Here is an 11,509-nt window from a genome sequence, read left to right on the forward strand (position 1 = left end):
AGGCATGACCATACTCTTGCCGCCCCCGAAATGCTTTTAGGAATTTGGAGAGGCGACAACTAGCCTGACACCGGGGGCAGGCGCCACAGCACTTTTCTGGAAACACCCATGCCCAACATCCTCCTGGTCGAAGACGACACCGCACTCTCCGAACTGATCGCCAGTTACCTGGAACGCAACGGCTATCAGGTCAGCGTGCTCAGCCGTGGCGATCATGTGCGTGAACGGGCGCGGGTCGATCCGCCGGACCTGGTGATCCTCGACCTGATGCTGCCGGGGCTGGACGGCTTGCAGGTCTGCCGCCTGCTGCGGGCCGACTCGGCGACTTTGCCGATCCTGATGCTCACCGCCCGGGATGACAGCCACGACCAGGTCCTGGGCCTGGAAATGGGCGCCGACGACTACGTCACCAAGCCTTGCGAGCCCCGGGTGTTGCTGGCGCGGGTGCGCACCTTGTTGCGCCGCAGCAGCCTCACCGAGCCGCAGACGGCCAACGACCGCATCCTCATGGGCAACCTGTGCATCGACCTCTCCGAGCGCACCGTGACCTGGCGCGGGCAGCCGGTGGAGTTGTCCAGTGGTGAATACAACCTGCTGGTGGTGCTGGCCCGGCATTCCGGCGAAGTGCTGAGCCGTGACCAGATCCTGCAACGCCTGCGGGGCATTGAATTCAACGGCACCGACCGTTCGGTGGACGTGGCGATTTCCAAGCTGCGGCGCAAGTTCGACGACAACGCCGACGAAGCCCGCAAGATCAAGACCGTGTGGGGCAAGGGTTATCTGTTCAGTCGTTCCGAGTGGGAATGCTGAGCCGATGTGGAAGCTGCTGATTCGCCTGTACCTGGTCACCATCGTCTCCTATAGCGCGGCGATCTACCTGATGCCGGAGCTGGTGATCCGCCTGTTCCAGGAGCGTTTCCTGACCTACAACCTCGATTATTCCCGGGGCCTGCAAACCCTGATGGTCAAGCAGTTCCGCGCCGTGCCCAGCGAGCAGTGGCCGGCGCTGGCGGCGCAGATGGACAAGGAGTTCGAGCCGCTGCGCATCGAACTGGCCGCGGTCGATGACGAGGGCTTCAGCGCCGATGAGCAGGCGCGTCTCAAGCGCGGCGAGAACGTGGTACGCCTCGGCGACTGGGCCTGGCGAACCCTGGCGGCGGCGCCGCTGGACGAGCGCACGGCGGTGAAGATGGTCGTGCCGCCGGACCCGGCCGATGTCAGCTGGTTGTACTGGAGCATCAACGTGTTGGTCGGCGCGACGATGCTGGCCTGCCTGTTGCTCTGGCTGCGGCCGCACTGGCGTGACCTGGAACGCCTCAGGCGCACCGCCGAGCGTTTCGGTAAAGGTCATTTGGATGAGCGTACGCATATCGCTTCCAGTTCGAACATTGGCAGCCTGGCCCATGTGTTCGACACGATGGCGGGGGACATCGAGAATCTGCTCAACCAACAGCGGGACTTGCTCAACGCCGTGTCCCACGAATTGCGCACGCCCCTGACGCGGCTCGATTTCGGCCTGGCCCTGGCGCTGTCCGATGACCTGCCGGCGCCCAGCCGCGAGCGCCTGCAAGGGTTGGTGGCGCACATTCGCGAACTCGATGAGCTGGTGCTGGAACTGCTCTCCTACAGCCGTTTGCAAAACCCGCAGCGCCTGCCCGAACGGGTCGACGTGGCGCTGGACGAATTCATCGACAGCATCCTGGGCAGCGTCGACGAGGACCTGGCGGCGCCGGACGTGGGCATCGACGTGCTGTTGCACGGGGCGTTGGAGCGGTTCGTGCTGGACCCGCGCCTGACCGCACGGGCGTTGCAGCACCTGCTGCGCAATGCCATGCGGTATTGCGAAAAGCGCATCCAGATCGGTGTGCTGGTCGGTGACCAAGGCTGTGAGATCTGGGTCGACGACGACGGCATCGGCATTCCCGACAGCGAGCGCGAGCGCGTGTGCGAACCGTTCTATCGCCTGGACCGCCGCCGCGACCGCGCCACGGGCGGCTTTGGCCTCGGCCTGGCCATCAGCCGCCGGGCCCTGGAAGCCCAGGGCGGCACGTTGACTGTCGAGGCTTCGCCACTGGGCGGGGCGCGCTTCAAGTTGTGGGAGCCGACACCGTCCTGAGGTTCCCCGCGCGGTCTATTGCCCGACGCTGACCCTGTGGCGAGGGAGCTTGCTCCCGCTGGGCCGCCAAGCGGCCCCAATGCCTTTCACCCGAACAACCCCGCCGCAATGTTGATCGAAAACCCCAGGATCGCCGTGTTGAACACAAACCCGATCAACGATTGCGCCAACACGATCTTGCGCAATTGCCGCGTGGCAACCCCCACATCCGAGGTCTGCACCGCCACGCCGATGGTGAAAGAGAAGTAGAGGAAATCCCAATAGTTGGGCGTGGTCAGCCCTTCGGCAAACCGCAGCGCCGGCTCCTTGCCTTCCCAGGTGTAATACAACCGCGCGTAGTGAACGCTGAAAATCACCCCGATCAGCAACCATGAACCGGTCACGGTCATCGCCGTGAAGCCGTAATGCAACAGCTTGCCGGCGGCTTGCAGGTCGCGGCTGCCCGCCAGCTCGAAGGTGATGGTCGCCAGGCTGGCCAATGCCGCGACGCAGACCATCAGCAGCACCAACCCGGCATTTTCATCTTCGATTTCGGCGATGCGCTTCACATCCGGCGCCTTGGCCCGCACGGTCAGCCAGAACATCAGCACCAGGTAGGTCCAGACCCCGGCATTCCAACCGATCAGGACCTTGCTGATGATCGAGTCCACGGGAACCAGGATTCCCACCGCCAGGCCAAGGACCGTGGCGCTGGAAAGACGCGGGTGGGTGCGGGCGAGGAGGGGCATGGAGGCTCACTGTCCGGAAAAGAACCTAGTATGAGCCATCAGGCAAAGGACCGGCGGTCTATCGCGCTCGACTCGATCAATTGCACACCCGCTTCCTGCATCCGCCGGATCGCCGCCGCCAACGAGCCATCCTTATCGATGCTCGCTCCCACAATGGATTTGCGATGGACGCATGACTGATAGCTAGCCGGTTAACCCTGTGGGAGCGAGCTTGCTCGCGAAGAGGCCAGCACATCCAACATCTATGCAAGCTGACCCACCGCTATCGCGAGCAAGCTCGCTCCCACAATGGATTTGCAATATGACCTATGGCTAGCGGGATAACCCTGTGGGAGCGAGCCTGCTCGCGAAAGGGCCTTCACAGCCGACATCCCTGCAAGCCGACCCACCGTCAACCCCTGGCAAGCCCGCTCCTACAGTGGATCCATGCTGAGCTGGCAGCCCATAAAAAATATTCTCCCTGCCAGGCGTAGTGTCTTTCGTCGAAAATGTTCCAGGTTTGATGGCTTTTTGACATTTGGTTCGTGCGTCCCAGCCACGATTCAGTACAATCGCCGGCCCACCGGGCATGGAAGCCGTCCGGTTCTCCTGTTACGAGAAAAAACCATGCTCATCGGCAGTTATTCCCCCGCCCTTGTTTCGATTTCCTTGTTTGTTGCCGTGCTGGCTTCTTACACCGCGCTGGACCTGGCCGGGCGTATCGCGACCGCCAAGGGGCGCGCCGCGCATTTGTGGATAACCGGGGGCGCGCTGGCGATGGGGGTGGGCATCTGGTCCATGCACTTCATCGGCATGCTGGCGTTCACCTTGCCGATCGAGCTTGGCTACGACGTACCGATCACTGCGCTGTCGCTGCTGACCGCGATTCTTTCCAGCGGGTTTGCCTTGTGGCTGGTCAGCCAGCCGCGATTGCCGGCGTGGCAGTTGGCTTTCGGGGCGCTGATCATGGGCGCCGGGATCAGCGCCATGCATTACACCGGCATGGCCGCGCTGCGGATGCAGCCGGGCATCGATTACGACCCGACGCTGTTCGCCGCTTCGTTGGTGATTGCCGTCGGCGCGTCTGCCGCGGCGCTGTGGATTGCCTTTCGCCTGCGCCAGAACACCCCCCACGTGCGTCTGGCACGGGCGGGCGCCGCGGTGATCATGGGCATCGCCATCGTTGGCATGCACTACACCGGCATGGCGGGGGCGCGCTTCAGCGAGGGCAGCTTTTGCGGCTCGCTGGATGGCTTGAGCGGCAAGGGCCTGGACAATCTGGTATTGATCACCACCCTGGCGGTATTGGCCATTGCCCTGCTGACCTCGATTCTCGATGCGCGCCTGGAAGCCCGCACCGCCGAGCTGGCCCAGTCCCTGCCCCAGGCCAACCGGGAACTGACTCAGTTGGCCCTGCACGACCCCCTCACCGGACTGCCCAACCGTGTGCTGCTGGCCGATCGGATCGACCAGGCCATGCATCGGGTGCAAGAGCAGGGCGGTTGCTTTGCCTTGATGTTCATCGACCTCGACGGTTTCAAGCCGGTCAACGACGCCTTTGGTCACCACATGGGCGATCTGTTGCTGCGGGACGTGGCCCTGCGCCTGCGCGAAGACCTGCGTAGCCAGGACACCCTGGCGCGGATCGGCGGTGACGAGTTCGTGCTATTGGTGCAACTGGCCGCGCCCGACGATGCCCTGCGCCTGGCAGCCCGTCAGGTCGGCTTGATCGGGCGCACGTTCCGGGTGGCTGACCATGACTTGCAGATATCCGCCAGCGTCGGCATCGCCGTTTACCCTGGCAATGGCCAGAGCGCCGAAGAGCTGTTGATGAACGCCGACGCGGCGATGTATCACGCCAAGGGCGCCGGCAAGAACGGCTACAGCTTTTTCGACGCATCGATGAACAGCAACGCCCGCAAGCAATTGCAGTTGCTGCAAGATTTGCGCACGGCCGTCGAACAGCGGCAGTTCAGCCTGCATTACCAGCCCAAGTTCGATGCGGCCAATGGCCGTCCGGTCGGGGCCGAGGCCTTGTTGCGCTGGACCCACCCGACCCAGGGCCTGTTGATGCCCGACACGTTCATCGACCTGGCGGAAAAGACCGGCTTGATCATCCCCATCGGCGAATGGGTCTTGAACGAGGCCTGTCGGCAGATGCGCGAATGGTACGTGCTCGGTTATACCGACTGGCGCATCGCGGTGAACCTCTCGGCCTTGCAGTTCTGCCACACCGGTTTGGTGCAGAGCGTGGCCAAGGCGTTGGAGACGCATAAGCTGCCGGCCAACAGCCTGACCCTGGAAATCACCGAAACCACCGCCATGAGCGATGCGGACGCAAGCATGACGGTGCTGCAACAGCTGTCGGACATGGGCGTGGATCTGTCCATCGACGACTTTGGCACCGGCTATTCGAGCCTGATGTACCTCAAGCGCCTGCCGGCCAACGAGCTGAAGATCGACCGCGGCTTCGTGCGCGACCTGGAGCACGACAGCGATGACGCGGCCATCGTCTCGGCCATCGTCGCCCTCGGCCAGGCCCTGGGCCTGCGGATCGTCGCCGAAGGCGTGGAGACCGATGTGCAGCAAGACTTCCTGACCCAGCTGGGCTGCGATTCGCTGCAAGGTTACCTGTTGGGCCATCCGCTGCCGGCCGAGCGTTTCCTGCAGGAGAATCGCCAGGCCAAACGCCTGGCGGTGGTCTGAGACGCCCTCAGGGAACGATATCGAACGCCGTGCTACCCAGTCGCTCGCCGTTGACCAGCAGGTGCACGGCATGCCGGCCCGCGTAGTGTTTGCGGGTGGTCAGCTCGCGAATGTATTGGGAACGGCTAAGGTTGACGCGACCCTGGGCGGGCAGGTCGAAGGTCTTGAGCTTGAAGACTTTGGCCGAAGTGCCGCCCGAGGCCTTCACGTAGTCGACGGCGTAGTCGATCACCAGGCGCTGGCTCTGTTCGAGGGTTGATTGCACGGTGAAGGACAGCGGGACCTGTTCCCCCAGTCGAATCACCGCTGGCGTCACCTGCAAATCCAACACCTGGACCTGCGCCTTGCCGCCGGCGCCGATCACCCCCAGTGCCCTGGGGTTGCCTTGCTTGATCAAGCTACGCAGCGCATGCCGGGCGATCCACGCCGTGTGACGGTCTTGCAGTGGCCAGCCTTCGATCTGGTCCAGCACCCAGTCGGGATGCTGCTTGGTGACGTCGTTGAGGTGGTTGGCCACGGATTTGCGTACATAAAGGCTGTCGTCGGCCTTGAGCGTGTCGAGGATCGCGGCGGCGAGGTCGGGGTTGGCCTGGATCGGCTCCAAGTGAAACGACCACGGCAGGCGTGGCCGGCTGCCTTCGCTGGCGAGGCGGCGCACGTGCTCGTTGGCGTCCAGCGCCCAGTCGTGCATGACTTTGAGGGTGCGTTCCAGGTCGTCCCGCAGGAAGTGGCGCACGGCGAACTCCGACGAGCCGAACCGGGTGAAATACTTGAGCGCGTCCAACGACACGTCGAAGCGATGCCGGCCGTAGGATGCCACGTAGTGCGGCAGGAACATGCTGACGAACATGCTGTTCAGGCGCGGGGCCAGGGCGCGCAGCACCTCCAGCGACGTCTCGTAATCGAGGGGCAGCACCGCGTGCAGGCACTCACTGACCCGGGCCATGCGCTGCATCACCGACAAATCGGCCAGCCCATCGTTGGCCATGTGCAAGAACGCCTTGGCGTCGAAGGCTGGGTACACCCCGCGCATTTCGCCGGCGATGTGCTCCAGGCGGGCGTTGTTGAAGATTTCCTTGAGGGCAGGGGAAGAGGTGGTGGTGCTCATGGTGGGTCCGTCCGGCGGGTGTTGTCGTTCAGGCTTGCCACTATGCCATGCGCAACCGTGGCGAGGGAGCTTGCTCCCGCTCGACTGCGCAGCAGTCGCAAACCCGGTGAATGCGGTATCACTGGATGAACGCGTAGCCTGGATTGGGGCCGCTGCGCACCCCAGCGGGAGCAAGCTCCCTCGCCACAGGGGAAGGGGGCCTTCAGAAGCAACAGTAAACGGAATGATTCGCCGCCCGCGCAGTCCCAGATTCTAGTCTTTTGAATAATTTGGAGTGTTTCTATGCGCCAACCCACCCTGATCGCCAGCCTGTTCCTGATCGCCGGCCTCACCGCCTTAGGGCCTGTTGCGCAAGCGGTCGAGAAAACCGGTGACGCCCTGGAGCATTCGCCGAGCAATGGCCGCAGGCTGGTGGAGAACGACCGGGTACCGGCGGACTACCAGCGTGCGGACAGGGCCGTGAAAGACTGGAAGCAGAAGGCACTCGAGCAGCCGACAAACGACCAGCAATGGGTGCAGATCGACGACAAGTACTTGTTGATCGAAACCGTGTCCGGCGCCATCGTCAAGATCGTTCCGGCCACCCGTTAAAGCACTTCACCTTTGTCCCACAAATGCACCAACTCGCCAGGTGCCCGGTCCTCGGGCACCTGCAGCACCATCTCGTCGTCCTGATCGTTGGCGCGATAACGCACCTCGATCTGGAAAAACCGCTGGTCCCCGCGCCCGGGCGTGGAGGAGGTCAGCGGCAGGCAGCCCTCCAGGACCGAGCAGATGCGGGTGCGCTGGTCGAGGTCGCACTGGGCGAACTCGATTTCCCGTGGCCGGGTCAGCGCATGGATTGCGGCCACGCCGCCCTGGCGCGACAGCCGTACCACGGCCTTGTCGTCGAGGTCTGGAAGGGTTTTCATCAGCTCTCCTGTGTCAGGTCGACGCCGACCTGGGCCCAGCCGTTCTGCACCGCTTGCACTTCCCGCGTGCCGAAGCGCTGGCGAGCGTGCTCGACAGTCAGGCGGGCGAAGGCGCTGAAGGACGCGTCATTGGCCAGTCTTCGGTCGCACAAGGTTTCATACCAGATCCGGCCGGCCTTTTCCCAGGCAAATCCGCCCAGCGTGGTCGCCGCCAGATAAAAGGCCCGGTTGGGAATGCCCGAGTTGATGTGCACGCCACCGTTGTCTTCGCGGGTAATCACGAACTCACGCATGTGCGCCGGTTGCGGGTCCTTGCCCAGCAACGGGTCGTCGTAGGCGGTGCCGGGGTTGGACATGCTGCGCAGGCCGTCGCCGTTGATCTTGTCGGTGAGCAGGTCGGCGCCGATCAGCCAGTCGGCTTGGTCGGCGGTCTGTTCGAGCACGAATTGCTTGACCAGCACACCGAACACGTCGGAGATGGACTCGTTCAGCGCACCGGACTGGTTGGCGTAGATCAACCCGGCTTCGCTTTCGGTGACGCCATGGGCCAGTTCGTGGGCCACCACGTCGAGGGAGCGGGTGAAGCGCTGGAAGATTTCGCCGTCGCCGTCGCCGAATACCATCTGCGCGCCGTTCCAGAAGGCGTTTTCATAGCCCTGGCCATAATGCACGCTGCCCACCAGGGCGAAGCCTTTGTTGTCGATGGAGTCGCGCCCCAGGACCTTCCAGAAAAAATCATAGGTGGCGCCGAGGGCATCGTAGGCTTCGTCCACGGCCGGGTCGCCACTGGCCGGCTGGCATTCCAGGCGTACCGGCTGGCCGGGCAGTTCCATGCGGGTCTGGGCGTCGTGCACGCTGCGTTGCGGGTGTCCGGCCTTGCCGGGCTTGGGCAGCGCGGCCGCGACGGGCGGGTGGCTGGGCGGGCCAGGGTTGTGCCGCAGGTTGCGCACGTGGGTCAAGGTGCCGAGGGCGCTGGAGCGTTGCTGTTCGGAGCCATGGGCAATGATGCGATTGAGGATGTACGGCGGAATGAAACCGTGGAGCGGGCGAGAGTCGATCATCAGAAAATCCTTATCTGAAATGCAGGGTCGATACCCATGTGAACCGAAGAGGCCGTTGCGGTTCCCTGGCCATGGCAGACAACGTTTGCCATGGGCCCTGATTTCTGCGAAAACCCCGCGCCTGGATCACACGAGGGATACGCCATGAATGAAGAACTGCAAATCATCGACCTGCAACAGGGCGACGGCAAAAGCGTAGTCAAAGGTGCGCTGATCACCACCCAATACCGCGGCACCCTCGAAGACGGCACCGAATTCGATTCGTCCTACAGTCGCGGCAAACCTTTCCAATGCGTGATTGGCACCGGCCGTGTCATCAAGGGCTGGGACCTGGGCCTGATGGGCATGCAAGTCGGCGGCAAGCGCAAGCTGCTGGTGCCGGCGCACCTGGCCTACGGTGAGCGGTCCATGGGCGCCCATATCAAGCCCAACGCCAACCTCATTTTCGAAATCGAGTTACTGGAAGTCCTGACCCGGGATGATTGAGGGGAGTGGAGCGGGTCAGGATCGCTCGCTGAACGCTGGGGTGCGTCCGTTGACCGAGGGACGGTAGCGCCAGGTCAACTGCTCCAATCCGGGTTCGCTTTCCAGCAGTACCGCCAGGGTGGCGTGGGCGATGCCCATGGCCAGGGTTTGGCCCGGACATTCATGACGCCCGCTGCCGAAGCTGAAACTGCGGCGGTTCGGTCGGTCGAGCAACAGCGTGTCCGGTCGTGGGTTGAGCTGCGGATCGCGGTTGGCCGAGGCCAGCAGCACCAGGATCGTTTCGCCGGGGTTCAAGGCGCTGCCGAGGATTTCGCAAGGAGCGGCGACGAAGCGGCGGGTGTTCTGCACGGGCGGGTCGAAACGCTGGACTTCGGCCAGCAACGGGCCGACTTGTGCCGGATCGTCCCGCAGTGCCTGGCGTAACGCCGGGTCGTCGATCAGCGCCAGCAGCGCGTTGCCGATCAGGCCAGCCGTGGCTTCGTACGTTTGCGAGAGCAAGCCGATCAGGTTGGCGATCTTGCTGTCCGGCGCCGTGCCGTCGAAGCCTTGATCAATGTGCGTCAACAAAGGGTTGTCCTGCGCCTCGATCCGTTCCTCGAACAACCTGGCCAGTTGCTCGCTGGCCCGGTGCGCTGCGTCCAGTTGCGGCGCCTGGCTCAGGGGCGACAGGCAGGCGACGAAGCTCCCCGTCAATTCGCTGATCAGCTGACTGTCCGTCGGGTTGAAACCCAGCAACGCCGCGACCACGCTGACCGGCCCGATGAACTGGGCCTGATGCAGGCCTTCGGCGCCGTCCCGGAGCAAGCGGGCCCTGACCAGTGCTTCGACCTGTCGGGGGGCGATGTCCTGCAACCCCTGCGCACTCGCCGCCCTCGGGCACCGCTGGCGTTCGCCTTCATTCATGCGCATCAGGTGGCCGAACACGCGGCCGGCCGGCCCCCCGGCGATGGCCTGGGGCACGGGCTCGTGGGCCGGGCGCACATGGCAATCGGGATGATGCAAGGCTGCACACACTGCTTCGGCGCTGCTGGCGATCCACAGGTTCAGCCCGGGGGCGAAGGCCAGCCCGCCGGCGGCGCGCAGGGTGGCGTAGAAAGGGTAAGGGTCGGGATGCGTCGCGGCGGTGATCGGGTCCATGAAGCGCTGCCTTGTTCGTGAGGAAGAAAGTGTTGCTACTATCTCCAGTCGATGCAGGGCTTGATTCGTCAGGGAGCGAAATATGAACGCAGAACAGCATGATCTGGGCGTGTCCCAGGTGGCCGCGGCCATCGCCGAGCCGGCCCGCACCCGAATGCTCTGTGCGCTGATGGACGGCCATGCCCGCACCAGTACCGAGTTGGCGAGCATCGCCGAGGTCAGCGCTTCAACCGCCAGCGCCCATCTGGCGAAACTCAAGCAGATGGCCCTGGTGCGCCTGCATGTCCAGGGGCGGCAGCGTTATTACAGTTTGGCGGACCCGCGCGTAGCCCAGGCACTGGAGGCGCTGATGGTGATCGGCCAGAGCGCCGCGCCGACCTTCACGCCGCGCACGCCGGATCGCCTGCAATTTGCCCGCACCTGCTACGACCACATGGCCGGCACCTTGGCGGTGCGCCTGCACGATCGCATGTTCGAGATGGGGTGGTTGGTGGAGGTGGAGGGCGAGGGTTATCGGCTGAGTGAATCCGGCGAAGCGGTGTTCGACGGATTGGGTATCGATGTCCAGAGCCTGGCCACGCAACGCCGCCGATTCGCCTGCCCCTGCCTGGACTGGAGCATGCGCCGCCCGCACCTGGGGGGAGCCTTGGGCGCGGCGGTGCTGCAAGTGGCGATCAAGCGCAAATGGGTGACCCAGGAGTTGGACAGCCGGGCGCTGGGGGTGACGGCCAGTGGTCGCAGGGAAATGGCGTCGCGGTTTGGGATCAATGCCGAAATCGACGCCAAACCCACTGTCGCTATCGCGAGCAAGCTCGCTCCCACTATGGATCTGCGCTGAACACAAGGCCCATGTCCACCCCAAATCCCCTGTGGGAGCTTGCTCGCGAAGGGGCCTTCACATCCAACCTCCGTGCAAACTGACCCACCGCTTTCGCGAGCAGGCTCGCTCCCACTATGGATCTGCGCTGAACACAAGGCCCATGTCCACCCCAAATCCCCTGTGGGAGCGAGCCTGCTCGCGAAGGCAACTGCACGGCCAACATCACCGGCACAGACCCACCGCTATCGCGAGCAGGCTCGCTCCCCCAATGGACCTGCGCTGAACACAAGACCCATGTCCACCCCAAATCCCCTGTGGGAGCGAGCTTGCTCGCGAAGGGGCCTTCACATCCAACCTCCGTGCAAACTGACCCACCGCTATCGCGAGCAAGCTCGCTCCCACTATGGATCTGCGCTGAACACAAGGCCCATGTCCACCCCAAATCCCCTTTGGGAGC

The 11,509-nt window shown here is 63.9% G+C and carries 11 protein-coding genes; 6 read left to right on the top strand and 5 right to left on the bottom strand.

Annotation, left to right across the window (positions count from 1 at the left end; translation table 11 throughout):
* Positions 1-108: 108 nt before the first annotated feature.
* Complete coding sequence (locus HGO40_RS28400; protein ID WP_122566285.1) at positions 109-810, top strand: response regulator; 702 nt, start codon at positions 109-111, stop codon at positions 808-810.
* Between the two features lie 4 nt (positions 811-814).
* Positions 815-2,116, top strand: coding sequence for an ATP-binding protein (locus HGO40_RS28405; RefSeq protein ID WP_250965747.1), 1,302 nt, complete (start codon positions 815-817; stop codon positions 2,114-2,116).
* A gap of 86 nt (positions 2,117-2,202) precedes the next feature.
* On the opposite strand, the gene HGO40_RS28410 is transcribed toward HGO40_RS28405, so the two are convergent.
* Entirely contained in the window at positions 2,203-2,844 is a 642-nt protein-coding gene (locus HGO40_RS28410) for a DUF1345 domain-containing protein (protein ID WP_250965748.1), read from the bottom strand.
* A 606-nt stretch (positions 2,845-3,450) separates the two neighbouring features.
* On the opposite strand from HGO40_RS28410, the gene HGO40_RS28415 reads away from it, so the two are divergent.
* Positions 3,451-5,529, top strand: coding sequence for a putative bifunctional diguanylate cyclase/phosphodiesterase (locus HGO40_RS28415; RefSeq protein ID WP_250965749.1), 2,079 nt, complete (start codon positions 3,451-3,453; stop codon positions 5,527-5,529).
* A 7-nt stretch (positions 5,530-5,536) separates the two neighbouring features.
* Here the strand turns inward: HGO40_RS28415 and HGO40_RS28420 are convergent, their stop codons facing one another.
* Positions 5,537-6,637: a DNA alkylation repair protein gene (locus HGO40_RS28420; RefSeq protein ID WP_250965750.1), complete on the bottom strand. Its 1,101-nt coding sequence runs from the start codon at positions 6,635-6,637 to the stop codon at positions 5,537-5,539.
* Between the two features lie 282 nt (positions 6,638-6,919).
* On the opposite strand from HGO40_RS28420, the gene HGO40_RS28425 reads away from it, so the two are divergent.
* Positions 6,920-7,228: an RcnB family protein gene (locus tag HGO40_RS28425; RefSeq protein ID WP_250965751.1), complete on the top strand. Its 309-nt coding sequence runs from the start codon at positions 6,920-6,922 to the stop codon at positions 7,226-7,228.
* On the opposite strand, the gene HGO40_RS28430 is transcribed toward HGO40_RS28425, so the two are convergent.
* Positions 7,225-7,548, bottom strand: coding sequence for a protealysin inhibitor emfourin (locus tag HGO40_RS28430; RefSeq protein ID WP_053122893.1), 324 nt, complete (start codon positions 7,546-7,548; stop codon positions 7,225-7,227). The genes HGO40_RS28425 and HGO40_RS28430 overlap by 4 nt on opposite strands.
* Positions 7,548-8,609: a M4 family metallopeptidase gene (locus tag HGO40_RS28435; RefSeq protein WP_250965752.1), complete on the bottom strand. Its 1,062-nt coding sequence runs from the start codon at positions 8,607-8,609 to the stop codon at positions 7,548-7,550. The genes HGO40_RS28430 and HGO40_RS28435 overlap by 1 nt, the downstream gene beginning before the upstream one ends.
* A gap of 144 nt (positions 8,610-8,753) precedes the next feature.
* On the opposite strand from HGO40_RS28435, the gene HGO40_RS28440 reads away from it, so the two are divergent.
* A complete protein-coding gene (locus HGO40_RS28440; protein WP_092254046.1) occupies positions 8,754-9,095 on the top strand; it encodes an FKBP-type peptidyl-prolyl cis-trans isomerase in 342 nt (113 codons plus the stop codon).
* 15 nt (positions 9,096-9,110) lie between these two features.
* Here HGO40_RS28440 and HGO40_RS28445 read toward each other — a convergent pair whose 3' ends face one another.
* Positions 9,111-10,232: a cytochrome P450 gene (locus HGO40_RS28445; RefSeq protein WP_250965753.1), complete on the bottom strand. Its 1,122-nt coding sequence runs from the start codon at positions 10,230-10,232 to the stop codon at positions 9,111-9,113.
* 82 nt (positions 10,233-10,314) lie between these two features.
* Between HGO40_RS28445 and HGO40_RS28450 the strand changes: the two genes are divergently transcribed.
* Positions 10,315-11,070: an ArsR/SmtB family transcription factor gene (locus HGO40_RS28450; RefSeq protein ID WP_250965754.1), complete on the top strand. Its 756-nt coding sequence runs from the start codon at positions 10,315-10,317 to the stop codon at positions 11,068-11,070.
* Positions 11,071-11,509 lie beyond the last annotated feature (439 nt).

The organism is Pseudomonas sp. CG7, assembly GCF_023701885.1.
Taxonomy (GTDB): Bacteria; Pseudomonadota; Gammaproteobacteria; order Pseudomonadales; family Pseudomonadaceae; genus Aquipseudomonas; species Aquipseudomonas zanjanensis.

Bases quoted from the DNA above. Each gene is read 5' to 3' on its own strand.
- HGO40_RS28450 (WP_250965754.1), top strand. From the start codon at position 10,315: ATGAACGCAGAACAGCATGATCTGGGCGTGTCCCAGGTGGCCGCGGCC.
- HGO40_RS28435 (WP_250965752.1), bottom strand. From the start codon at position 8,609: ATGATCGACTCTCGCCCGCTCCACGGTTTCATTCCGCCGTACATCCTC.
- HGO40_RS28410 (WP_250965748.1), bottom strand. From the start codon at position 2,844: ATGCCCCTCCTCGCCCGCACCCACCCGCGTCTTTCCAGCGCCACGGTC.
- HGO40_RS28405 (WP_250965747.1), top strand. From the start codon at position 815: ATGTGGAAGCTGCTGATTCGCCTGTACCTGGTCACCATCGTCTCCTAT.
- HGO40_RS28415 (WP_250965749.1), top strand. From the start codon at position 3,451: ATGCTCATCGGCAGTTATTCCCCCGCCCTTGTTTCGATTTCCTTGTTT.
- HGO40_RS28400 (WP_122566285.1), top strand. From the start codon at position 109: ATGCCCAACATCCTCCTGGTCGAAGACGACACCGCACTCTCCGAACTG.
- HGO40_RS28420 (WP_250965750.1), bottom strand. From the start codon at position 6,637: ATGAGCACCACCACCTCTTCCCCTGCCCTCAAGGAAATCTTCAACAAC.
- HGO40_RS28430 (WP_053122893.1), bottom strand. From the start codon at position 7,548: ATGAAAACCCTTCCAGACCTCGACGACAAGGCCGTGGTACGGCTGTCG.
- HGO40_RS28425 (WP_250965751.1), top strand. From the start codon at position 6,920: ATGCGCCAACCCACCCTGATCGCCAGCCTGTTCCTGATCGCCGGCCTC.
- HGO40_RS28440 (WP_092254046.1), top strand. From the start codon at position 8,754: ATGAATGAAGAACTGCAAATCATCGACCTGCAACAGGGCGACGGCAAA.
- HGO40_RS28445 (WP_250965753.1), bottom strand. From the start codon at position 10,232: ATGGACCCGATCACCGCCGCGACGCATCCCGACCCTTACCCTTTCTAC.